Origin of the sequence: Helicobacter mehlei (assembly GCF_007280785.1) — a bacterium.
Lineage (GTDB): Bacteria > Campylobacterota > Campylobacteria > Campylobacterales > Helicobacteraceae > Helicobacter > Helicobacter mehlei.
Genome location: NZ_VKGC01000006.1, coordinates 55,686 through 79,729, shown reverse-complemented (window position 1 = coordinate 79,729; position 24,044 = coordinate 55,686). Strand labels below are relative to the sequence as shown.

The following is a 24,044-nucleotide window of genomic DNA, read 5'->3' as shown; positions in this document are numbered from 1 at the left end:
CCATTAAAAAATCCCACAAAACCCCAAAAAATAGCCCCACACCTTTGGGGGCCCTTGGGTGCATGGGAAAAATCAAAAACTCATACCCCCCCCCCCCCCCCCCTATTTAGGTGGTTAAGCTGCGTCCTTGACATTTTGACCTCCATTCTTGAGTTTCCTACAATAAAATCGCAAATGCGAGGATTCTAGTATAAAATTATTAATTTAATTAAACAATGTAGGGGGGGTGCCCCCCAATCAAGACTTAGATGCCTATTGGATAGTTTTTAAAACATCGTTAAACTGCAACCTAAAACGATCCCCTTTAAAGCCGTCTTGTTGGATGGCTTGTTGTCCGGCTATACTCTTAAAATATTGGTTTAAGAGCAAAAAATAAGCGTCATGATGGACACCAATTAAATTTGGTTGGTAGTAAGGAAAACTTGTAGGATTGAGCACCCATTCTGCGCTTTTTTCGTAGGCCTTAAAAAGTTTTTGGGCTGCTTGGCTGTGCCAAAGATCAAAGCCATTTTCTGCAAGCAGTTGTCCAGCCACGCTAATGGGCGTGAGGGCAAAATGTGTGTAAGCAATGCCTTTAATGCCCTTAGTGGGTCCGCCATTGTAGTCAGCAGTGTTGGAACGCACAATCTCTTTTGCCATCACACCATTTTCATCAATGGCGTTTAAAATCCACTCTTGCCATTTATGCGCCATTTTTGAAAGCAGATTGTCATCGTGGGTAACAAGCGCGCTACTCACACCCAAAAGGATAGCCCAAGCCCCGATATTATTCGTCTTGCCATAGCGCGCATACGCTAACATGCCGCTAGAAAAGCGTTCAAATGCGCGGCTGGGAAACTTTGAGCGGATAAAGAGATAAGCCATGTTCATATAGGGCATGTAAAAATTAATCAGATTTTCAGCCTCCTTTGAGCCCACCACTTCAAGACCCCGTGCCCACTTTTCTAAAATCTCTTGAGCCCTCTTGGCGTATTCCTGTTTCCCACTCACCAAAAAACCTAAAGCCAAATCGTAGGACAAAGTGGCGGATCTTTTAAATGCAGCACTGCACGGATCGGCTTTTCTCTCACCTGTGGGGGTGTAGTGTGGTAGCGTATTGAGTTGCGCACAGACTTGGATTTCTTTCTTAAGCTTGCGGTGCAAATGGATTGCGTGTTCCAAATTGCTAGAGTGGAAATCTCTAAAAAAATATGGCGTGGCTTGCAAAGTGCTTAAAAAATACAGCCCCAAGAGGATTATTTTTTTCACCGCGCTCCTTTTAAACACCTAAATCGCGATTGGGGGTTGCGCGCAATGAGATAATAATACTACCACCGATAACCCAAAGAAGCTGAGAAAATCCGTAATTGGCCTATATCATTTGATTGGTAATAACTATTGCGGTTGCTCTTAAAAGTGAAGGTCCCCCCCCAGCCAATATCAAAGCCTCTAAAGTTGTATTTAGCTCCAAAAGCGATGGTGTAGCCATCAGAATCAGGGATACCAACCGCATCTTGGGGGCTAGGGGCTTGATCGTAGGCTAGAGCACCCATTAGGCGCAGACTCCGACCCATATAAGTCGTCCCGATTCGAAAGGTGTTGGTGTCTCGCCAGCCCGCCCCCATATTCATCACCCCGCTAAAATCAGCCAATCCCACCATCTTTTTTAAAGTCGCTGCACTCAAAAACTGCACCGTGCCCCCAATGCCTTGATAACTCGCATTAGCAAAGTCTGGGGTAACCAAGAATTTATTACCCTGAGACCAAAAAGTGCGCTCATACACACCCTCCACACGCAAGCGGTTTTTAAAAAACTCGTGTGCATAGGCGATGTTGAGGACCTCGGGTAAAGACACATTGATATTCAAATGCCCCTTAGTGAGCACATTCCCCAAACTAGGTCCTAGCTGGGTTAGGGCCGTCAGATTGCCCCGCATATTGAAAGTAACACTGCTGGTATAGACCATAGAGAACATGCCATTATTAAACACACGCATGCTCGCAGCCAATTTATACCCCCCACCCCAAGAGCTCCCATTACTTTGTTGCACGACCTTAGAAGTCCCGTAGAGATCAGATATCGCCTCCTGCAAGCCACTATTTTTCATCACATTTTTAAGTTGATTATAGAAAACCTGACATTGTGGCGAGTTCTGGTCCATGTTGGCTTTGCAGTTAGCCGCAGCTTTATCACCAATGCCAGCGAGTTGTGCGCGCATGCTTGAGGGCACCTGTTGGCTAAAGACATTATTGGGTAGACCTAAGATCTGATCTCCAGTGAGCACAGAAGCCCCGTGCAAGGGCACATAAACGGTGTTATCAAAACTCCCGGTTGCATAGAGTCCCCGCCCTGAAACCCCAATTGAAAAGCGATTACCCAGCGTATAACTCACACTAGGGGCTAATTCCACCATCATAATGAAGACATTTTGCAAGAACTCCCCGCCCAAGCCATGCCATTTCATGCCCAGTCCTGAGGGGGCGGTAAAACTCCCTCCAAAGGTAAAGCCATTATGTGTGCGGGTTTTATAAAAGAATTTGGGCAAAATAAAATTAGTCGTGCCCGTCCAACCACTCACCACTTGCGCATCGGGTACAGAAGCCACGGTGGTAACTTTTTGATTGGTGAGATTTTGCAGACTTTGAACCAAATTCATCACCGTCTTCAATCCACCAGTGATTAGAGTTTTACCTATGTCTGAAGCCAAACTCCCTAAACCTAGAGCATTGACAATGGCAAGCATATTTTCTTTAGATTTGTCAATTTTAAGACTTGTAACCGAATAAAGTCCCTGATTGGTGCTAGGAACCATGAACTTAAAGGCGGGGATATTGATCACCGTGCTGGTAACTTCAAATTCACTTTGATTCTCTCCCCAATCATTATTAAAGCCCATGTTAGCCGGGTTATAATAGCTAGAATCTGCCCCACGCGCCCCGGCAATGTAGGCTGAACCTAGAGCTGTGCCATTCAAGCTTTGCTCAGAGATTTTAAACCCATTGCCCCTAAGACAACCCGACACCAAAGCTAGTAAAATAAGATAGACTCTCAAAATATGTCCCTAGGGGTGGTAACGCTGGATCGAGATGGCAATGCCGGTTGTCATGTTTTGGAACAAGGTTCTATCCGCATTGCGCTCATAATAAATCAACTCCCCATTTTCCACAAAGCGCTGAATCAAATCCCCATTGGGTTCCAAACGCTTACCCATCCCCATGAAAATATCACGCCCCAGCACAATATCATCAAAGAGATCGCCATAACTGACTTTCCCAAACATATCCCGCGCTACACTCCATTTAGCCGAACAAGTGCCCGAAAAACAAACATAGTTTTTTTTGATTAAAATATCGCCAAAGCGTTGGCCTAGTTTGTAAAGCACCATCTCAATCTCACCCTCTTTTGTCTTTTCGATGGAACCATAGTCATAGTAGCGTAACATGGGCGTATAAATATAAATCAGGCGGAATTTGTCAATCTCTTGATTGAGTTTGGCTTGTTCCTCTTGAGCACGCTGGGTGGCACTCTTCTTAATAAAGAGGCTTTTGTGCTTCTTGGACTTGTGGGACTTATGGGATTTGGACTTGGCGTGCGGTTGCTTGGCGTGCGGTTGCTTGTGGCAAGCACTCAAAAACAAACCCAAGAGCACAAGAGCCCACAACCCACGCCAAGACATCAGAAACTACGCGATTCCATTATCCTCTAGCACTATTGAAGACATTATACCAAATGCGCCCATCTAATCTAAGCTCCATGCTCACTTGACACAACCCATCTTTATAAATGGTCTCTGTGATCTCGGCATTACGGATCAAGGCATTCACGCGGGTTTTGATGACAGAGTTCTGCAAGATCATATCTTTCACCGTGTCGGTAGCATTGACGCGAATCCCATACATCTTTTCGCCCAATTGGCGGTAACCATCGACAATGGCCGCTCTCTTGGCTAGGGCTAGGGCTTGGGAGGGCGAAACCGTGGATTCAGGGGCCACACCCATGCCCACCGCGCTAATCTCAATTACATTGGTAGGCGTGAGAATGGGTGTGTTGGGAATTGCTCCTACCGCACCGTTATTAGAGGCGACATTGGGTGTAACATTTTGGGCGGGATTTTCAAAGCGCGTCGTCGGTTGGGCAACTTGGGGCTGTGGAAGCGTTACTGGGGGTCTTGTAGCCATAGGGCGGTTGTTAAAAGTCGTGGGCGGGTAAATGGGGGCTTGCAACCCGGTGGCTGAGGGGGGAATCAACTGGGTGGCCGGTCTTTTAAACCAACCACACCCGGCAATCCCCACAACCAAACCCAAGGACAACAAGGACAAAGAGAGAGGTGTGAGCCCTTTAGTTCTTACGCTCCGATCCAACTCCAAGCCAGCTTTTTTCATCTTATAACCCTTCTATTCATAAATCTAGCATTTCATTTTAACACAAAAACCCTAAAAATGATGATAAAGACGATCTGATATTTAAACAAAAATCCTTATGTAGTGCTTCAAAATGGTGTGTCCCCCGCCAATCTAACTAAACTACGCTATAATCGGTATAAAGACTCAGTTCGTATAAGGTTGCTGGCATGCTCTTCCACATCTTGGAGCGTCTTAAAAAGAGTGCATGGTGCGATTTGCTCATGCCCATTGTGAGTACTCCAGAGTTTAAAACGCTCAATCAAAACTACATGCAAAGTCTTAAAATCGCTCAAATGAAACACACGCGGGTTTTTCCCTTGCCAACCGAGCTTTTTAAGGCATTTGAATGCACTCCCCTAGAGTGTTTACACACCATTTTATTAGGTCAAGACCCTTACCCGGGAACTTTTATGCACCAAGACCAAGAATATCCTTTGGCTATGGGTTTGAGCTTCAGCGTGCCAAGAGTTGCCCCCATCCCTAAGAGTTTGCAAAATATTTATAAGGAATTATTCTCAAGTTTAAATATTACACCCAGCCTCCATGGCAACTTGCAAGGTTGGGCTAGGCAGGGTGTCTTACTGCTCAATGCGATTTTAAGCGTGGAGAAAAACAAACCCAAGTCTCATGAATCTTTAGGTTGGGAGACCTTTACCGACCAAGTTTTAAGGCAACTTTCCACCTTGCAACGCCCTCTAGTTTTCATGTTCTTGGGTAAAGTAGCACAAGAAAAAATCAAGCTTTTAAGCCCTAATCCCCAGCACTTGGTTTTATCAGCTCCCCACCCAAGCCCGCTCGCTCAAACACGCCCCCCCCTGTTTTTAGGTAGTGGGGTTTTTAACAAGGCTCAAGAGTTTTTGCAAGCCCAAAATATCCCGATGGAGTGGGCACCAGACCCCCTACCACGAGACTGATTTATTGCTCCCTAGCTTGACAATGGGGAATTCTCTACTCCACACCACCAAACCGCTCTTAATGCTCGTGATGGTCAAGATAAAGATATAGTCAATGCGTTGTTTGCTAGAACTCACGCGGGCGTTTCTTTGGCTCACCTTGCCAGACAAAGAGAGATCGGGAGCTCTGAGTGTGCCCTTTTCTTGGGTGGTCTCTTGGTTAAATTCCTCATCGTCGCGGAGTTGTCTAACCTTGCCAATCATGTGATCGGCACTACCTCCACTACCAGCAATGGCTTTGGTTACATAAAACTTGCCTTTAACTTGATCGGTTAAAGTTTGGATCACCATTTGGGTGAGTTGCTCGGTATCAAAGTGTTGCATGGTGTCATTCAAGACATCAGACACGGCAATAACCTGCTTACCTTTAAGCTCTTGCATTTCCCCACTAGCTAACATGGACTGAACGGCTGTCTTGGCGGCGTATTCAATATCTTGGTAATCCAGCCCAGCAGTGGCATACTTTTTAGAATCTTGATCCTTTTGGGAGACATAGCTCACCTCTTGCCCACAACCAGCCAAGATGAGCGCACCCACTATACAAGAAGCCCATACTTTTTTATTCAAACCCTTTTTTAAATCCTGCGTCATCTTCACTCTTCTCCCTCATGTTTTTGCTGTTTTGGTTGCTCTTTTTGTTCGATCTTTTCGGTATTCTTAGGAGTCTCAGAAACCCCTACACCCTTGGGAGCAAGATCCCTTTGTTTATCAAGATCGTCCACCGGCTCTGGCTCTTGCGTGATCTTAGCCTGTTTGTTCTCCTCTAAATCCATGCTGAGCAAGACATAAGTTTGTCCTTGACCCACCCACCTAGCATCTAGCTTGGTGTTGCGAATCTCCACATGGAACTTCCCGCTCAAAGCGGGCTGTTGGCTCTTAAGCGAAAAGTCTGCCAATTTATCTTTAGCCCTCGCGCTAGCAATGCTAACGGCATAAGCCACATCCCCATCTAAGATGTCTCCAACACCGCATGCCACCACCCGACCTTGATGGACTTGAGCACCCTCATCGCAATGCCTAACCCACTTAGGAGTGCGCGCATCTACCAAACAGGCGCAGAAAACACTGCACAAAAAACCCCCCAACAGCCTCAAAGGCTTCAACACAGCCTACTTTTTACCCGGTTCCATCCCCATTTCTGAGCGGATTTTATCCACGATGCCATTATCTAGCCCTACCAACACCCACACATGGTCTTTGCCAACCCACCGCGCAAGTTGTTTGGTCGCCACAAGCTCTTTATCGACCATCTGAGAGATGTCAATGCTACTTGTTTTGTTCAAAGACTGCCCCTCCCGCGCTTCATGAGATTGCACTTCTTTGTGGAGCTGTGATTTTAGATTACTGGCTAAATTGGCACGGGCTTTCATGGTAGCCTGTTCTGTAGCATAATCCACACCACTAACACCCCCTACAATATCCTCCTCACCACGCCCTAAAAACACTCCCGAGTAATTAGGGTAGTGCTTAGAAACATCATTCAAATCTCCGAATGTCCATTTAGGTGCGCCCTTCGTTTCGGCACTATACGCCTTATTCTCCTTGCTCACACCAGACTTAGGCTCACCACCACACCCAATAACCACCAAAGCCCCAGCGAGGCTACCCAACAAAACCCACTTACTAATACGCATCGCTCACTCCTTGTTACGATAGATTTTTTCTAGGATAATTTTAGGCGAGCCTAAAGGGATTATCCACAACTTTCTTGCGATCCACCACATAGGGAATCAACGCCATGTGTCGGGCGCGCTTAATAGCTACCTCTACCCTCTCCTGCCACTTCTTGCTATTGCCCGTCAAACGGCGGGGCATGATTTTATAGCGTTCTGATAGCGAATGCTTAAGCAGATCCAAGTCTTTGTAGTCGATAAACTCGATCTTGGCCTCTGTGTATTTGCAATAACGCTTCGCATACTTTTTTCTCTCCATGTCTTCTCCTCGTTGTTATTATGACCTAAAAAGGTAAATCATCATTGACATCAATTTCGGGCACTTTTTCAGGCACGCTCCCTTTGGAATAAGTCTTTTGGGACGTGCTTGGGTAACTCTGATTGTGGGCTCCCATTTGCCCCCCACTCTCTTTTTTGCTATCTAGCATGACCAAATTTTCAGCCACCACAACATGCTTGCTACGCTTATTGCCCTGTTGATCGTTCCAGCTATCCAAACGCAAACGCCCCTCAATCAAGACCTTCGAGCCCTTGTTAAGATACTGGCCAGCCACTTCCGCCGTGCGCCCAAATAAATCCACATCGATAAAACAAGTCTCCTCTGCTTTACTCCCATCTTGGCGTTTATAGACATGGTTTGTGGCAATCCCTATTTTGCCCACGCTCATGCCCCCGGGAGTATGACGCAATTCTACATCGCGCGTCAAATGCCCCACCAGCGTGATCTTATTAAACATCTAAAGATTGATTCTTGGACGATTCAGCATGGCTGGGTTGTTCATGGGAGGTGTTGTTTTGATAAGTAGGCTTTTTATGCGTGCGATCTACCAAGGTTTGCCATGCCTTCTGCTCTTTTTTGCTCTCATATTTCAAGATGATAAAGCGTAACACATCCTCATTGATCCGATACAGTCTCTCAAGCTCTAAAACCGCCTTGGGCTGGGCTTTAAAATAGATCACAAAATAATAGCCCCGTTTTTGTTTTTTGATCTCATAGGCTAAATGCCGATGCCCCATATCTAGAGTCGCCTCAATTACGCCCCCCTGTTTGTTAATCACATCTTGATAGAATACAAGCTTGTTTTTGATCTCTTCTTCTACCAAGGTGGGCTTGAGAATAAACATTGTCTCATAGTGTTTCATAGTTCTCCTTTTGGATAATGCCCTTTTTGTTGGTACAAAAGAGCAAGGCTTAATCCTCCATTCTAGCGGATATAATCTTGCACTTTAATTAAAAAATGCCACCCGGCATCTTTTTGCCCCTGCATGCTGGCAATATGCCATGTGCGCAAGCCACCAAACACTCCCTGATAATCCTGCACCTGCTGGGCGCGCTGGCTAAGTTGCTTGAGCACCATTGGGGGTGGGTTGAACCCTAAAATCTCCTTAGCGTCCATGCTGTTATGCCCCTTGAGATAGGCAAAGATCAAAAAGAGTTGGTAAAAATAACGCTCCAATCCCCAAATGAGTTCCATTTCCTCTACCCCCTGCAAGCGTGCAAAGCTTTCAAAGACCTTTTTGGGTTTTTCAAACAAAGCTTCTAAGAGTTCTTGGGTTTCTGCTCCCATCAGTCCATAGACATGTTCTTGCACCTCTGTGATCCCTATGGGCTTATCTAGCAAAGCTAATTTTTCTAAGTCTTGGTAGATGATCCGCACATCGTTATTTTGCACCTCTAAGAGCAAGAGCAAAGCCTGCGTGTCAATAATCAAGCCCAAAGCATGCACCTTTTCTTGCAAGAGTTCTAAAAGGGTGTCTAAATTGGGCATAAAAAAACGCACATCGATGATGTGATCGCCTAGCTTGGGGTGTTTGAATTGTGTAGCAAATTGCTTAAAATCTTGGGCATAGGTGCTCTTGTCCTTGGCTTGGTAGAACTCGATGATCAAAGCATTTCTAGGGTGCAAGGCTAGGGTATCTAGGAGGGCACGAATTTCTTTAGCCCCTAATTTTTTATCCAATCTCAGGCACACCAGATTCCCGGTTGCAAACAAGGAGTCTTGGCTTAAGACCTCCAAGACTTCTTGGAAACGATAATCCCCAAAATCAAACTGGCTTTTTTGGGCTTGGCTGTAAGCCTTAGCAATTTTGCGGGCGTAGTATTCGATATAAAACGCCCACTCCCCATATAACAGAGCCGCCCTAGGGGTGGCACGCTTCAAATAGGCTTCTAAATCTTTCTGGTAAATGGCAATCCCCCTTATTCCTCGACATATCCATTCTCACTTAAAAAATCTTTGGTTTTGATGTCTCTGAGTTCAACCTTGAGGGTGCTATTTTCTAAATCCAACTTAAAAAGCTTGTCTTTAAGCATGTGATTTTCACGCAACAAGACGCGGTACTTGCGGTAAAGTTGCTCGCCAAAGAATCGTTTGGCTGGGCGGGCTTTAGCTACGGAGCGATCCTTAAGATAAATCTCTACCAAGCTCACTGGTTGGGGCAAGGGTTCATGGCTATCCTCTTGTAAAAATTCCTTGTCTTTTTCTAAGACCAAGAGATCGCGCTTGACCCTATGGGATAATAGCTCCTCTTTGAGTTGTTGCATTTCTTGTTCTTTGTCCTTTTGGCGTTTTTGCAAGTCCTTTAAGCTCTCCTTAGTTTCCATCACCTCCGCGCGCAATTTTTTTAAGACCGCCCGTGCCTGTTCGATCTCTTGCTCGTAAGAGCGCAACTCCTCTTGGAATTTTTGGCGTTCCTCCTCAAAGAGTTGCACGACCTCCCATTTTTCCTTCATCATGGGTGCTTTTTTGATAAATTCTTGAAAGATAGAGTCACTCACACCATCTCCAAAGATAAGAGTTTCATCTCTGTCCCCTTGGTGATCTCCAAGCTATGACCCCCACAACGCACACAAACCCCATAATCCAAACCTTGGGGCACAAAAACAACCCCACATTCCTTGCAACTAAGCTCGATCTTTTCCTCTACAATCTCTAAAATCGCCTCTTGGCATAGGGGCAACTCTTCTTTAAAGGTTTCAAAGGCACTCATAAAAAGTTGCTTGTCCATCGCGCATCTCTCCCCAATGCTCACCACCACCTTTTCTACCTTAGTGGCATGGTGTCTTTGGGCATGCGTGGCGCACAAGTCCATCAAAGAGGAGACCACCGAATATTCGTGCATACACGCCTCTATTGTTTGAGGTTCAACAAGGTGTTTAAAATTTGATCGGAGGTGGTAACCGCCTTTGAGTTGGCTTGAAACCCTCTTTGCACCACAATTAAGTTGGTTAAGCTCCGACTCAAATCCACATTGCTCGATTCCAACTTAGAGCCTGAGACATTCCCGCGTCTACCCGTGCCAGCCGCACCTATCGAGGCTTGCCCCGAGTTGCCCGTTTGTGAAAATACACTCCCCCCCACAGCTTGTAAGCCCGCATCGTTAGCAAAGCTAGCCAAAGCCACCTGTGCTAAGGCTAGGGTTTTGCCATTGCTAAAAGCCCCCAACAACGCCCCCTCATTATTAAAGCGCACATCCATTAAATCCCCAGCTTGATAGCCATTCTGTTCGATCGCATAGGTTTCAGATATTTTATCCACACTGGTGATTCCATCAAAGCCCCCGGCTGTGCCAAGACTGAGCGTGATGCGTTGGGGCGCATCCGAACCATTTTTGGGATCAAATTGCAACACGGGCGGATTCATGCCCGCCAAGCTCCCGTTTTTATTGAAGTGTAACACGCCCTCTTCAAAGACATTGGGGCGCTCAGGCGAGGAGCCAACAATCTCAGCCGGTTCGGGCACAATCACGCGGAATTTCCATTCAGACCCCCCGCTTTTATAAAACTCTAAACGCATAGTGTGCTTAGTCCCCAAACTATCTACCAAATCAATGCTACTAGCATGCATGGCGTGGGTGAGCTTAGAGGTGGAGGTTGAAACCCCACCCTCAATTAAAGAAGCAGTGTTAAGCGCACCCATTGTCTTGCCAAATAAGACATTCTTGGTTACCTTATCTGAAGCGTAGTTGGTAACAAAAATGCTCAAGTTTTCTTTTTTATCATTCCCATTGTCCTTGTTGGTGATCTCAAACATGCCATATTTGTTGAGGGTAACGGCTACAGAAGCAGTTGAATCCTTGTAATTCTTTTTCATGTTGGGATCTTTGACAATATTAGCGTCATGTTGCATTAAGGCGCGTAGTTGATCGGTAGTTTTAAATTGCCCGATACTCGAATCGGCTTCAATGCCCTTAGTGTAGCGGTATCTAAAGGCAGTGATGTCTTGATCCCCTTTGGCAAAATTAGCAAAAGCCCCCGTACCCTTGCCGGTAACCACGATATTTTTGATGTGCTCATCGCCCTCCAAGTTGTTTTTATTTTCTAAGCGCAATTGCCCATTATCAATATAAGCTTCAACGCCGGTTTTATCTTTAACCGCATTGATCGCATTTTGAGCTGCACTCAAAGAAGAGGTACGTGTAACAGCCGAATCGTTAGTAAAAGAAATCTTAGTCCCGTTGAGCTCCAAAGTGTTGCTACCTTTAGAGGCTACGATGGCTTTTTTCATGCTGGCGTTTTTATAGCTCACCCAAACACCCTGCCCTTCATTGAGCAAGAAGGCATCTCCATCTTCATTATAAAGCGCACCGATGTCTTCAGCCACTTGTGTAAGATTGGTTGAAGAGTCATATTGTGGCTTGACCCCATCTGAGGGGGTTTTGCTAGAAGAATCAAGCATGAAGGCATTTGCCACTTGTTCGGCATGCCGCCCAGCATTCAAGTTTGCGCGCATCGCCACCCGTGTGCTGGCGCGTGCAGGCATGACCATGCCCGGATCGATGCGGATATTTTGTAAGGGCTTGGTGCTATCAATCTTGAGCATGTCCGTTTCACTGCCCTTAGTGCCCATGTCTTTGGGATCGCGCACCCAACCCTGCACCACATACCCCCCTGTGGTAACTAAGTTGCCCTCTGCATCAAAGAGGAATTCCCCGCTACGGGTGTAGTTGCGATTCACCCCCCGATCGGGACTGATCACAAAAAACCCATCGCCTTGGATGGCTAGATCGGTTTTGACATCGGTATTTTGCAAGTTGCCTTGCGAAAAAATCTTAGTGGTGGCATCCACGCCAACACCCAAACCTACTGAAAAGTCGTTTTGCCCAGCTAGACCATTTTTATAGGGTGCGGTGGCAATCAATTTAACTTGAGAGAGCATATCCACAAAGGAAGCCCGAGAATACTTAAAACCCGTGGTATTGACATTGGCGATGTTATTACTTTCAATATCTAGGGCGATTTGGTGGGCTTGCATGCCATTAACGCCAGACCATAAAGAGCGGAGCATGGTGATCCTTTAATGCAAATATTGCTTAGTTAAAGCAAACTTTATTCCCTAAATTATACTAATCCACTGCTAGTCTCCGTTAAGCACTCCAGCGCAATTTGGGTCAATGTCCAAACGCTTCAAATTCTGCTTGATAGTCTTCTTGATCTCCTGCTTTTTAGCCCCTAGAAACGTGTTGATCTGGTGTTTGGTCAAGGCATCGCAATAACTTCCACTTGGGTGCGCCTTCGAGTCCGCTTTGCGTGGGTTTTCTCTGATTTTGTATCCCGTCCCACCGCCATTGTTGCCACTTCTCTAAATCTTGCAATTAACACACTCTCCGCGCTCAAAGCTAGAGGATTGAAGGTCCCAACAAGGCTTGGCCACTGGCGGGTCTAAAGCACCTCTACTCCAAGAGTGAGCCCGCCCTCTATGAATATTAATGCTTGCATTCAAATCTCTATCCAAAGAAAAACCACAAGAGGGGTAATGAAAAACCCTATCTTTTAGACTTAAATCCTCTTTGAGTGCCCCACAGCTAGAGCAAATCTTAGAGCTGGGAACAAAAGCATCGTTTTTGATGAGAACACTCAAGATAGCCACAAACTCACCAAAGCCAAATCGTTAATCTTGCGCCCCCAAAGTTTAACCATACCCTTCACGCTTTTTTAGTTAGGGTTTTGCAATTCTTTTAACACATTGCTTCTTGGTTTAATAATCCTTCTAGGTTAAGGCAACTAGAGCAAGATAAAAGGCCTACGGCGGTTACTATCAAGGAAAGACCCGAGAGTAGGGATTATGTTATTATTAAATGTTTATATAACAAACGGAGGGTGTTGAGGAAATGGCGGATTAACAAATTCTAGGCAATAATTCGCCTTCAGGCATTTCTAAATAACGCCTAGAACCCCAAGCATTTTTTAAATATACACAAGGTTTTTGGGTCTTGCCCAACACTCTACCTATGATCGCAGGCGCGCCTCCATTGGCTTGGAGCAAATCGCATATTGGGGGTGCATGGGGTGTATCCACACATAGTACGCACACCCCCTCATTTGCCAAAACATAGGGTTCTAGCCCCAAAATCTCACACACCCCCCGCACCTCTTCTAAGATCGGGATTTTGCGCTCCTCAATCTCAATCTCCACTAAAGAGGCGCGCGCCCACTCATGGAGCAGGGCTGCTAACCCACCCCTCGTGGCATCACGCAAGGCATAGAGAGAATACCCACTTAACAAAACAGGTTCTAACAAGCCAAAGAGTTGTTGGCAATCACTTTGCAATGCAGAGTGTAACCCAATTTCATGGCGTAAGGAAAAAAGCAACGCCCCATGGCTACCAATGGGGGCACTCAAAATTAAGCTTTGACCCTCTTTGAGATTTTTAGCACTCAAAGCAGGACAAACCACACGCCCTAAAGCGGTGGTGTTGATAAAAATCTTGTCCATGCTATTTTTGGGTAGAACTTTTGTATCCAAAGATAAAAGTTTGAGTTTACCCAACCTTAATTGTGTGCGGACAGACTCTAAAATACGCTCCAAAGTGGCTATTTGCAAGCCCTCCTCTAGCATAAAGCCCATGCTCAAATACTCCGGCCTAGCCCCCATCATCGTAACATCATTGGCACTCCCACACACACTCAGCTTACCAATATCCCCTCCAGCAAAAAAAAGCGGATCGACCACAAAGCTATCCGTGCTCATTGCAAAATCCCCACTCCCACTAAAAACCCCACCATCCTCCCCATCAGCCACTAAAAACTCTTGTAAATAGGGCTTAAACACCCGCTCAATGAGTTCTAGACTCTCCTTGCCCCCATTCCCACAACTCAATGCGACTTGTTTAAAATCCATGTTTGCTCCTTTTGTTGGTTGGCTAAAAAATGCGCCTGCCCAAAAGCCAATGCCCCATCATTGCAAGAGAGAAGTTTGGGCATGAAGAACACCCGATGGGTAAAAAGAGTCGTGATATGCTCACATAAAAGGCGGTTGGCAAAGACTCCACCCCCAAAGAGCATGGGCAGATTGTGCCGTTTAGCTAGAGCTAGGGCGATGTGGGCTAGTGTATTGTGGAATTTTCTAGCCACTAGAGGGGCTTGGTTGCCTAAAATCTCGTGCTCGATCGCTTCGAGCATGGGCGTGCCCATAACGGGGCGATCTTGCAGGCTAAAGGGATAAAAATCCAGACTCTCCGTTGTGCTTGCCAAACTCTCTAATTGTGCCGCGCTTTGCCCCTCATAGGTGTTAAACTCCCCCACCCCACAAAAACTCGCTATGGCATCAAAAAGCCGCCCTAAAGAAGTGGTTGGGGACACTTGGATTTTTTGATCCAGCATACCTTTAAGGGCATTAGCACGCGCACCCAAAGGCTTTTCAAGGCGTGCTAAGAGTCTGGTCAAGCCGTGTTGGTAGGCCAGACAATAACCGATGGTGCAGGCATCTTGGATCAAGTTGGGGGCTTTTGGAATCCAAAAGCGTTGCAAGGACAACAGATGTTCTACCTGCCAAAAGCCCCTAAAATGGGCTTTAAAAACCTCGCCTCCCCAAAGTTCTTGATGGTCCCCTAGCCCACTCCCATCGCACACAAGCCCCAAGACTTCCATGCCTTCCAAAGGGGGGTGTTCTAGCTCCCATTCGCCCAATAATGCATGCATGTGCGCTTTATGGTGCTGGATAGGCGTGCATGTTGCCTTGCATTCTAGGGCTTTTTCTTGCCCGATTTGACTAGAAGTGTATTGGGGGTGTTGGTCAATGCCGATGGTTTGTGGCAAACCATAGAGTTTGCTATAAAAATCCCAATCTTTGTGGTAATTTTGGATACTCTCTACACTCTCTAGCGCACCCGTCTCTGGGATCACCAAACTGGATTCTCGACTCCAGCACAAACTGGTCTTATTATGCGCGCCCATGCCCACAAGAGATATGGGGCTTTCTAGGGGCATGTATAGGGGAGATAGCCCTCTAGCCAGACGCACAATGCCCATTTGCTTGCCCACACAACGCAAAATGCTATCTTCAATCCCATGCAAAATGGGGCGGCTGTGATCTAAAATGCCCTCTAAGTCAAATTTGGCGCGCAGAGTTTCTAACTCTGTGATGATGGGCTCGCCCTTTAAATTGGCACTGGTGAAAATGAGGGCTTCAAAGAATTGCAAAAGCAAGTGGTGCAGGCCGCTATAGGGGAGGATAATCCCTAGAGTATTGAGATTAGGGGCTACATGGTCATAACAAGGGCTTTTTTTATGGGCCAGCACAATGGGGGCACTAGGGGCTTGGAGGGCTTCTAATTCTAGGGGGTTTAAATGCACCAAAGCGTGTGCCACTGCTGTATTTTTTACCATCAAGGCTAGGGGTTTTTTAGGGCGGCACTTCAAGGCACGCACCTTTTGCACTGCTTGCCTATCTTGTGCATGGCATACCAAGGCAAAGCCACCAATGCCCTTCAAAGCGATCACTTGACTTTGTCGGATAGCTTGTATCGCACGCTCTAGGGGCCGGTCTGTGTGTTTGCCCTCTTGATCATAAAAGCTAAGTGTGATAGGGCAATGCGGGCATGAGAGGCTTTGGGCAAAAAAGCGGCGACTCTGGGGGTTATGGTAATCTTTTTGGCAAGCAGGGCACATCACCAAATCACGCATAGAAGTTTGGGCGCGATCGTAGGGCAGAGTGTGCAATAAACTAAATCTAGGGCCACAATGCGCGCATGCTACAAAGGGGTAGTTAAAAAAGCGACTCTTGGGGTTGGCTAGATCTTGCAAACACAGCTTGCAGGTAGCTAAATCTAGGGGCAGGGTATCTTTCAAACTGAGTGAGGGGGTTAGGCTGGGGGCGATTTTAAAATCTTGCGTGTGGATTGGGGGTATGTCTTGGCACTCTATGGCGTTAATCTGTGCTTGTAGGGGTTTATGGGTATCTAGTTGGGCCAAAAATAAGGTTTTTAGTTCTGCTTGTAAAACCACCTCCACCTGCCCACCTCTATTGCGCACAAAGCCACACGCACCTAACTCTTTGGCCAACTGATAGACAAGGGGCCTAAAACCCACCCCCTGCACTTGCCCGCTGATGATGATTTGGACAAACTTAGTAGAGTTGCATGGTGGCACAATGCAAGCTCCCATTTTCTCTAATGAGCACGGAACAATCCACGCCCACAACCTCTAAACCTGTGTGTTGTTGTAAGATTTTAAGCACTGGGGCATCCATCGGATCGTTATAGATGGGGGCAAACAAAACCTTTTGTCCGCCTTTATTGGCGAATAAAAAATTCGCATAGGTGGCAGGTAGCCGTCTTCCTTGATGGTATTTGGGGTAGGGTAGGGGTAAAGGCACGAGGTTATAACGCTTGCCTTTCAAAGTCCTAAACTCCTTTAATTGTTTTTCCATCGCTTTTAGGGGCTGGTAGTGGGAGTCGTGAGGGTCATTGCAGGTTACATAGGCGATTGTATTGGGGTCTAAAAAACGCGCTAAGGTGTCAATATGCCCATCGGTGTCATCGCCCTCCAAGGGATTCACATCTAACCACAAAATACGCTCTACACCTAGCTCTTGCTTGAGAATTGCACTGAGCTGGTTTTGATCCTTGTTAGGGTTGCGTTCTGGGTTGAGCAAGCAAGATGTTGTGGTGAGTAAAGTCCCCTCCCCATCGCTCTCTACACTCCCGCCCTCTAGCACCAAATCCACAAATCTTAAGGGGTGTTTTAAAAGTCCTTTTTGGGCTAGTTTGGAGCTGATGGCATTATCTAGGTGGGCACTGTGCTTCCCCCCCCAAGCATTAAAGATAAAATCCAAGTAAAGCATCACCTTATTGGTCTCCACGCATAGGGGCCCAAAGTCGCGCGTCCAAGTGTCATTGCACTCCACCAAGACGATTTGCACTTGGTTAAAACGCGCGAGGCGATCTTGGGTGGCAGAATCATCAGGGGACACGCACACCAAGACATTTTGGTAACGACTAATGGTCTCGATGATGTCATAAAAACACTTTTGCGCATCAGCCAAACACCCGATCCAATCACTAGACACATGGGGAAATGCCATTAAAATCGCACTTTGTTCTTCCCATTCGGCTTTAAATCTTTTCATAGAAACCCTTGTAGTATAATCATTTTATTATACCCTAATGGAGACTGGATGCTTTTAAGCATTGAAAGTAGTTGTGATGATAGTTCGTTGGCTTTGACCAATTTAGAGGCTAAATTGCTCTGGCATGCCAAGATGTCCCAAGAGAATGATCACAGCCCTTATGGGGGTGTAGTTCCCGAGCTGGCCTCACGCTTGCATGCTAAAAATCTCCCAGATCTCTTGAAACAAGCCCAATCTTTTCTACAAACACAAGGGTATTCTCTAAACTCTCTAAAAGCCATTGGTGTTACCACGCGACCCGGGTTAAGTATTACGCTTTTAGAGGGTTTGATGATGGCCAAAGCCCTGTCTTTAAGCCTCCAGATTCCGCTAATCTCTATCGATCACCTCAAGGGGCATATTTATTCGCTCTTCATCAACCAAAGGGCTATCTTCCCTATCAGCACCATGTTAATCTCTGGGGGGCACACGCTCATTATCGAGAGTTTTGACCACACCCACATGCAAATTGTCGCCCAAAGTCTGGATGATAGTTTGGGGGAGAGTTTTGACAAAGTGGCTAAGATGTTGGGTTTGGGCTATCCGGGCGGGCCAGTGGTGGAGAGATATGCCCAAGAGTGCCCCCCGGGGCTAGAATTGGACTTCCCCCTGCCTTTAAAAGCCTCCAAAGCCCTAGCCTTTAGCTTTTCGGGTTTAAAAAATGCCGTCCGCTTGGCTATTTTAAGCGAGCAAGAAAAAACGCCTAAGCTTGCAGAAGAATTTAAAGCGCGGGTGTGTGCGGGGTTTCAAAAAATTGCATGCACGCATTTACTCAAGGTTTTAAAGCGTTACTTCCAAAAACAACGAATCCAAAATTTTGGGCTGGTGGGGGGTGCTAGCGCGAATCTGTATCTTAGAGAGAAAATCCAAGCACTCTGCGAGCAATTTGGCATGGCACTGCATCTAGCACCCTTAGAGTTTTGCACAGACAATGCTGCCATGATTGGGCGTTTAGCCGTGCAAAGTTACCAAATGCAGGAATTTAGCTGTTTAGAGGATTTAGACATTGCCACACAAACCATCTTGCCCGTTGTTTGTTTGTCTTAAAACTTATTATTTTGGTAAAATGCTAAAAACGATAGGAGATCGCTGTGTTTAGAAGTTTGCAGGTTAGGGCTTCGTTTTATCTGATTATTTTGTTATCTCTCTTTGCTCTTTTGGTTTTTACTCTTATCCAAAGAGATTATGCCAATTTGGCTGAATTGCAAGGCCGCACGGTGGCTAAGAGTTTGAATGCCTCCATTATCAATACCATCGTGCAAGCCATTGCCGTAGGGACTAAGGAGGCGATTTATAAAGCTATTGATGATAGCAACCACTTGCCCGGTGTGCAGATGAAGTTTTATCCTGGAGAAGGAGACATCCGCCTTTTTGGACTCAACGAAGCTTTTACACAAAACCCGGAGATTTTAAAATATTTTAACGATCCCAAGACTCCCCAACAGGTGCTCGTGCGCGGAGAGGGAGCAGATAGGCATGTGATCGTGTGGCAACCCTTAGTAGGCGATAAATCTTGTGTGGCTTGCCACACCAACAATAAGCCCGGGGACATGATTGGGGTGATGGAGGTCAAGCTTTCTTTGCAAGAAGCCTATAAAAACGCTAGCTTTTTTAGCGTGAAAACTTTGAGCTGGATGGTGGGTGTGTCCTTGGGGATCATCATCTTGTTGTTGCTGGTGGTGCAAAAAGATGTTATTAGACCCTTAAATAAACTTAAAGACACCGCTCGGGATTTGGTCTCCTCGCAAGAGGCGGATTTGACCAAGCGTTTGAATTATAAAAGCAGAGATGAAATTGGTTTGGCTACGGGCTTTGTCGATCAATTCTTAGGCAAAATCGCCGACATTATCAAAGTTGGGAAAGGCATTGTGGAGGATAATAACCGCGTAGGGGACGCGCTCAAGGATTCGACCAAAGCCCTAGGGCAAGCAGCACAGAAAGAATTGGCATCGGTGGAGAATTTGAAGGACATCAACCACCAAGTGAGTGAGAGTTTGGAATTAGCCCAAGATAACTTGCATAGCACGATTGACAATTTGGATAAAACCGGTGTTGTACTCAACGAATTTATCAGCAAGATTCAAAATTCAGTCGATCTAATCTTGGTCTCTGTGCAAAGCCAACAAGAGATTGCCACCGATTCGACCTCTCTAATCCAGCATGCTACAGAAATTAAAAATGTGCTCTCCATCATCGAAGAGATCGCCAACCAAACCAATCTCTTAGCCCTCAATGCGGCTATTGAGGCCGCCAGAGCGGGCGAACATGGACGGGGCTTTGCGGTGGTGGCTGATGAGGTGCGCAACCTAGCAGGCAAGACCCAAAAGTCTTTGGGTGAGATCACTGCCATGGTGAATATGGTAACCCAGAGTATTGAGAGCATGGGCGATCGCATCCAAAATGTCGCCACACAATCTAAAGAGGTCTCAGATAAAACCTCGCTCCTCGTCGGCGATGCCAAGAATGCCAAGGATAATTTGACCTTGACCAAAGAAAAATCCCAAAACACCGTGGATCAAAATAAAGTGGTGTTGGCTAAAATGGAAGAGCTCAACCAAGTGATCAGTGAATTTACCAATATCTTTGCGGAGGTTAGGAATGTGCGCAAAGGACTTGAGGAACACAGCTTGCAAATTGTTACCAAAAACCAAGAGCTAGAAGGTGAGTTTAGGAAGTTCAAAGTCTAGCTACGCCGACCCACTCAAGGTGGGCGGGATTTAAAACTTGGAGGGGGACTAGGACCTTTAAGCAGGTTCTAGCAAAAGCACGGATTAAGAGTTATTTTCCAAAACGTCCACCTGTGGTGGGGTAGCCATAAATAGAGCCATCTTTGATTTTCATGTGATCTTCCCAAGGCAATTTGTATTTGCCAGCGGCGAGGTCTTTAATGTAGGTCAAGCCTGCATCGGATTCGCCTCCCGGTTTAGCCACATAACCGCGGTGGCCGAGGTTGTAAATGTTGTTTTCCAAGCCCCAGCTTAGGCGGGCATTGTCTGCCATTTTGGGATAAATCTCGCCAGTAACGATTTCCCATGGGTTGCGATGCCCTTGCACAAGAGTGGTGCCATCGAAGTTACAGATTTGCCCTTCACCAAAGTAGTAAAAGACATTGTCATAGCCGGCCAAATTCACGCTCACAGTGTACATGAGGTTGTGCCACGCGTTGGAGCGGTTGGTTAAAATCCATTGGTCATTGACTTGCGTACTATAACCTGAGATGCGGATATAAACATTGCACCCCTTATAGGCAGCTTCACGGGCAAGCTCGGGGATCATGCCATCGTGGCAGATACACACGGCAAGTTTTGAGCCTCCGGGGCCATCGCACACAGGCATGCCCAAATCCCCGGGATACCAAGGCTCAATGGGATTCCATGGGAAAAGTTTGCGGTATTTTAAGATAATCTCACCCTGTGGATTGATGATGATGGCGGTGTTGTAGGGGTTTTTGTTGGCATCAGGATTGCGCTCCATGATGGAAAACACCCCATAAACTTTGGCCTCTTTACACGCCTTGGCATACATCTCGGTTTCTTTGCCCGGAACATCTAGCAAAAACTCCTCACTCAGCCATTTAGCAGTGTTTAGCCCTTGTGTGCTGTATTCGGGGAAAATGATGAGCTCCACGCCCGGATAGCCCGCTTTTGTAGCGTGCAAAGTTCTAATAATGCTCTCAATGTTGTGGTCAATGTCTTTGCGGCTATTGACAACGGGGACAGGAAACTGAATGGCTGCGACCAAAAAACCCTCAATGGGCTTACCCATACTTCCGATGCTTCCCATGAAAAAACTCCTTGTGACTTTTTTTGCAATATTGTTATTGCAAAAAAAATATTAAAACAGGAGCACTAATACAAGGTAAATCGTGCACTAATCATAAAGTGAATGCCCCCGGAGGGGCTTTGATGGGGATTATTTTTTGTCCTTGGCAAGGCTTTTAATGTATTGATCGGCCAGATACAAGCCATGCCCGCTTTCACCCATCAACTGGACTTTGTCCAAGATGTTTTTAAACAACACTTCTTCCTCGTGCTGTTCAGCCACATACCATTGCAAGAAGTTAAAGGTGGCATAATCTTTGTCTTTCAACATGTTATCCACCAAGCTATTAATGGAGTGGGTAATGTGTTGTTCGTGCTTATAAGCCTTTTCAAAGATTTCCACCAAACTTTTAAACTCGTGTTCGGGGGCTTTGATTTCTTTCAAATGCACGCCCACTTCGTTTTCATTGAGGTAGGTGATGATCTTGGTGGCATGCGCATATTCATCGCTGGCATGGTCAAACAAGAACAAACCAGCTCCATCAAAACCATGGGTATAGCACCATGAACTCATGCTGATGTAAAGATTACCAGAGTAAAACTCCTCCATCACCTGTGCATTCAGCATTTTGATTGTTTCCTTAGGCAACATACTAAAAAACTCCTTTGTTTGAATTTGTCCCATTATTATAGCATAAATGAGAAAACAAAGTCAAGCTTTTGGAGTTATTTTTCCTAAAAATTGTTATATTTTAATAATCACAAGAAGACTCCCAAGATAAATTGGGTGGCATAGTAAGCAATAAGCGAAAAACAATAGGCGACCGCTGTTGTGAAGACAAACAAGTAGAACACAAATTTAGCCCCCCCTGCCTCTTTACCAAAGGTGATCGTGGCTGCAAAGCAAGGGATATAAAACATCACAAAAACAATGAAGGCGATCGCTGAGGGCGTGCTCACGCTCTCTTTGAGGGCTTTTTTGAATAAAATGGAGTTTGCGCCCTGATTATTTAAAGAGTGCAACACACCCAAAGTGGAGACCACCACTTCCTTAGCCATAAAGCCCGTTACCAACGAGATTGAAAGTTTCCAATCAAAGTCCATGGGCTTAAAAATCCCATCCATCAAAGTCCCCAAGCGCCCCACTAGACTATTCTCTAGCGTGCTTTTTTGCAAGTTCTCCTCTAAAGCCTCTAGGGCTTGGGTTTTTTGGGCTTCATTTAGATCGCTTTGTTCAATCTTGGCATGTTGTTCTTGGTAAGCCTGTAGGACTTGGGGGTTTTTGGGGTATTGGGAGGCAAACCAGATGATCACCGCCCCGCCTAAAATATAAGTGCCCGCCTTTTTCAAATAAGAGATCGATTTAGTGTAAATGCTAAACCAAACCACCTTAACGCTGGGTATGCGGTATTTGGGCATCTCCATCACAAAGGATTCTTCTTTACCTCTAAAGACACTCAGTTTTAAGAGTTTGGCCATTAATAACGCCACCACAGCCCCTAAAATATAAATGCCAAAGAGCACGAATCCGGCGTATTTATCGGGAAAAAACGCCCCCACAAAGAGCACATAAATAGGTAGTCGTGCGCTACAACTCATAAAACCGATCACAAAGAGTGTGATTAATCTTTCGTGTTGGTTTTGCAAAGTGCGGGTTGCCATGTAGGCGGGCACTGAACAGCCAAAGCCCGTAACAAGGGGGATAAAACTCTTGCCATGCAAACCAAATTTATGGAAAATGCCATCTAATAAAAAGGCTACGCGACTCATATAGCCAGTCGCCTCTAAGAGCGAAATACCCAAGTATAAAACCACAATCAAGGGTAAAAAGGAGATCACTGCCCCCACTCCCCCAATGATTCCATCGCCTAGCAGAGAGCCCAAGTTGCTATCATTGGCATGTTCTTTAATGGCTGTGCCCAAAAATGCAAAGGCATCATCAACATAGGTTTGCAACCCCCCACCCACTAAGAAGCTCAAGGAGAATACCAAAAACATCAAGGCTAGAAAAATTGGCAAGCCATAAACGGGGTGCATGAGATATTTGTCAATTTGTTGGGTGCGTTGGGTGGTCTGTGTTTCTTTAAAAGAGACCACTTGCTGGCTTAGGCGTTTGCAAAAGCCTAGAGCCTCTTGACTTAAAATGAGAGGAATTGCATTTTCTCCAAAAGAGGCACTCAACTCTGTCTTGGCTTCTTGGCAATACTTGAAAGCCTCTTGCTGGGGGGGCTGTAAGCTCCCTTGTAGTAAAAGCCACGCATGCTGCCTGGGGTTTAAAAGAGAGTGGTGCAGGTGCTCCAAACTCTCTAGTTTTTTGGCTAGTGCATCTAAGGCATTCTCAAACTTAGGGCTATAGGTGATTTTAGGGGGGCTGTAAGTTTTGTGGTGTGTGTCGATGATGTGTTCCAAGAGTTTTTGGATATTAAAGTAAGAGTGTGCTGAGGTGGGGATGCAGGGGGTGTTGAGGGCTTGAGACAAGCGTTCTAGATCAATTTCTAAGCCCTCTTTGAGTGCCTCATCCCACATGTTGAGTGCCATTAAAACCTTGTGTCCCGTGTTTAAGAGCTGGAGACTCAACGCCAAATTGCGTTCTAAATTGGTGCAATCCAACACATTTAAGATCAGATCGTAATGCTCGTTTTCTAAAAAATGCCGGGTAACCTTCTCCTCAATGGTAAAATCATTTAGGGCATAAATGCCGGGCAGGTCCACAATGACAATGGGGGTGTCGCCATAAAAAGTGTGGATTTCTGTTTTTTCCACGGTCACACCTGCAAAATTACCCACTTTTAAATGCGCCCCACTAATAGCATTGATCAGCGAGCTTTTACCCACATTAGGCTGTCCGACTAAGGCAACAATAATTTTATCCATTTTATTCCTCTA

23 protein-coding genes and 1 pseudogene are annotated in these 24,044 nt (G+C 46.0%); 3 read left to right on the top strand and 21 right to left on the bottom strand.

All coding sequences use genetic code 11. The features are described from left to right. Nucleotides 1-252: 252 nt before the first annotated feature. The 4 genes from FNE76_RS03850 to FNE76_RS03835 are packed head-to-tail and all read right to left on the bottom strand — an operon-like array spanning nt 253 to nt 4,362. The gene (locus FNE76_RS03850; RefSeq protein ID WP_120947664.1) at nt 253-1,248 is read right to left on the bottom strand and encodes an alginate lyase family protein; all 996 of its coding nucleotides are present in this window, start codon (nt 1,246-1,248) and stop codon (nt 253-255) included. A gap of 59 nt (nt 1,249-1,307) precedes the next feature. Further along, entirely contained in the window at nt 1,308-3,035 is a 1,728-nt protein-coding gene (locus tag FNE76_RS03845) for an OmpP1/FadL family transporter (protein WP_407925312.1), read from the bottom strand. A 6-nt stretch (nt 3,036-3,041) separates the two neighbouring features. Then, nucleotides 3,042-3,659, bottom strand: coding sequence for an HP0838 family lipoprotein (locus FNE76_RS03840; RefSeq protein ID WP_185962987.1), 618 nt, complete (start codon nt 3,657-3,659; stop codon nt 3,042-3,044). 16 nt (nt 3,660-3,675) lie between these two features. Beyond that, complete coding sequence (locus tag FNE76_RS03835) at nt 3,676-4,362, bottom strand: LPP20 family lipoprotein (RefSeq protein WP_120947662.1); 687 nt, start codon at nt 4,360-4,362, stop codon at nt 3,676-3,678. Nucleotides 4,363-4,550: 188 nt separating this feature from the next. Between FNE76_RS03835 and ung the strand changes: the two genes are divergently transcribed. Continuing rightward, nucleotides 4,551-5,297: a uracil-DNA glycosylase gene (gene ung, locus FNE76_RS03830; protein ID WP_120947661.1), complete on the top strand. Its 747-nt coding sequence runs from the start codon at nt 4,551-4,553 to the stop codon at nt 5,295-5,297. Here ung and lpoB read toward each other — a convergent pair. The 14 genes and pseudogenes from lpoB to FNE76_RS03755 form a co-directional block, all read right to left on the bottom strand. Continuing rightward, complete coding sequence (lpoB, locus tag FNE76_RS03825) at nt 5,283-5,927, bottom strand: penicillin-binding protein activator LpoB (protein ID WP_120947660.1); 645 nt, start codon at nt 5,925-5,927, stop codon at nt 5,283-5,285. The two genes, ung and lpoB, sit on opposite strands and share 15 nt — an antisense overlap. Nucleotides 5,928-5,929: 2 nt before the next feature. Continuing rightward, entirely contained in the window at nt 5,930-6,409 is a 480-nt protein-coding gene (locus tag FNE76_RS03820) for a hypothetical protein (protein ID WP_235895357.1), read from the bottom strand. Nucleotides 6,410-6,445: 36 nt separating this feature from the next. Next, the gene (locus FNE76_RS03815) at nt 6,446-6,970 is read right to left on the bottom strand and encodes an LPP20 family lipoprotein (RefSeq protein WP_120947658.1); all 525 of its coding nucleotides are present in this window, start codon (nt 6,968-6,970) and stop codon (nt 6,446-6,448) included. 40 nt (nt 6,971-7,010) lie between these two features. Then, nucleotides 7,011-7,268: a 30S ribosomal protein S18 gene (gene rpsR, locus FNE76_RS03810; RefSeq protein WP_013889625.1), complete on the bottom strand. Its 258-nt coding sequence runs from the start codon at nt 7,266-7,268 to the stop codon at nt 7,011-7,013. 25 nt (nt 7,269-7,293) lie between these two features. Then, a complete protein-coding gene (gene ssb, locus FNE76_RS03805; RefSeq protein ID WP_120947656.1) occupies nt 7,294-7,746 on the bottom strand; it encodes a single-stranded DNA-binding protein in 453 nt (150 codons plus the stop codon). Nucleotides 7,747-7,809: 63 nt separating this feature from the next. Further along, nucleotides 7,810-8,152, bottom strand: a pseudogene (gene rpsF / locus FNE76_RS03800) (30S ribosomal protein S6); the annotation flags it as partial. Between the two features lie 62 nt (nt 8,153-8,214). Further along, on the bottom strand, nt 8,215-9,171 hold the full coding sequence (gene holA / locus FNE76_RS03795; protein WP_185962984.1) for a DNA polymerase III subunit delta: 957 nt from the start codon (nt 9,169-9,171) through the stop codon (nt 8,215-8,217). A 38-nt stretch (nt 9,172-9,209) separates the two neighbouring features. Further along, nucleotides 9,210-9,788 (bottom strand): nickel-binding protein Mua, encoded by a 579-nt coding sequence (gene mua, locus FNE76_RS03790; RefSeq protein WP_235852186.1) that lies wholly within the window; start codon nt 9,786-9,788, stop codon nt 9,210-9,212. Next, on the bottom strand, nt 9,785-10,132 hold the full coding sequence (gene hypA, locus FNE76_RS03785; protein WP_120947650.1) for a hydrogenase/urease nickel incorporation protein HypA: 348 nt from the start codon (nt 10,130-10,132) through the stop codon (nt 9,785-9,787). Before hypA ends, mua begins: the two co-directional genes overlap by 4 nt. A gap of 8 nt (nt 10,133-10,140) precedes the next feature. Beyond that, the gene (flgE, locus tag FNE76_RS03780) at nt 10,141-12,297 is read right to left on the bottom strand and encodes a flagellar hook protein FlgE (protein ID WP_120947648.1); all 2,157 of its coding nucleotides are present in this window, start codon (nt 12,295-12,297) and stop codon (nt 10,141-10,143) included. Between the two features lie 294 nt (nt 12,298-12,591). After that, on the bottom strand, nt 12,592-12,879 hold the full coding sequence (locus FNE76_RS08520) for a transposase (RefSeq protein ID WP_235852185.1): 288 nt from the start codon (nt 12,877-12,879) through the stop codon (nt 12,592-12,594). A 249-nt stretch (nt 12,880-13,128) separates the two neighbouring features. Further along, nucleotides 13,129-14,130: a hydrogenase expression/formation protein HypE gene (gene hypE / locus FNE76_RS03765; RefSeq protein WP_120947646.1), complete on the bottom strand. Its 1,002-nt coding sequence runs from the start codon at nt 14,128-14,130 to the stop codon at nt 13,129-13,131. Then, entirely contained in the window at nt 14,106-16,394 is a 2,289-nt protein-coding gene (gene hypF / locus FNE76_RS03760; protein ID WP_120955674.1) for a carbamoyltransferase HypF, read from the bottom strand. The genes hypE and hypF overlap by 25 nt, the downstream gene beginning before the upstream one ends. Then, the gene (locus tag FNE76_RS03755; RefSeq protein WP_120947644.1) at nt 16,357-17,358 is read right to left on the bottom strand and encodes an agmatine deiminase family protein; all 1,002 of its coding nucleotides are present in this window, start codon (nt 17,356-17,358) and stop codon (nt 16,357-16,359) included. The genes hypF and FNE76_RS03755 overlap by 38 nt, the downstream gene beginning before the upstream one ends. A 48-nt stretch (nt 17,359-17,406) precedes the next feature. Between FNE76_RS03755 and tsaD the strand changes: the two genes are divergently transcribed. Continuing rightward, the gene (gene tsaD, locus FNE76_RS03750; RefSeq protein WP_120947642.1) at nt 17,407-18,444 is read left to right on the top strand and encodes a tRNA (adenosine(37)-N6)-threonylcarbamoyltransferase complex transferase subunit TsaD; all 1,038 of its coding nucleotides are present in this window, start codon (nt 17,407-17,409) and stop codon (nt 18,442-18,444) included. A 44-nt stretch (nt 18,445-18,488) separates the two neighbouring features. Beyond that, nucleotides 18,489-20,084: a methyl-accepting chemotaxis protein gene (locus FNE76_RS03745; RefSeq protein WP_120947640.1), complete on the top strand. Its 1,596-nt coding sequence runs from the start codon at nt 18,489-18,491 to the stop codon at nt 20,082-20,084. A 91-nt stretch (nt 20,085-20,175) separates the two neighbouring features. Here the strand turns inward: FNE76_RS03745 and FNE76_RS03740 are convergent, their stop codons facing one another. The 3 genes from FNE76_RS03740 to feoB all read right to left on the bottom strand — a co-directional run bounded on the left by FNE76_RS03740 (nt 20,176) and on the right by feoB (nt 24,032). Beyond that, nucleotides 20,176-21,180: a formamidase gene (locus FNE76_RS03740; protein WP_013890551.1), complete on the bottom strand. Its 1,005-nt coding sequence runs from the start codon at nt 21,178-21,180 to the stop codon at nt 20,176-20,178. 129 nt (nt 21,181-21,309) lie between these two features. Next, nucleotides 21,310-21,810, bottom strand: a complete 501-nt coding sequence (locus FNE76_RS03735) for a ferritin (RefSeq protein WP_120947638.1) — start codon at nt 21,808-21,810, stop codon at nt 21,310-21,312. A 107-nt stretch (nt 21,811-21,917) separates the two neighbouring features. Beyond that, nucleotides 21,918-24,032: a ferrous iron transport protein B gene (gene feoB / locus FNE76_RS03730; RefSeq protein WP_120947636.1), complete on the bottom strand. Its 2,115-nt coding sequence runs from the start codon at nt 24,030-24,032 to the stop codon at nt 21,918-21,920. Between the last annotated feature and the right edge of the window lie 12 nt (nt 24,033-24,044).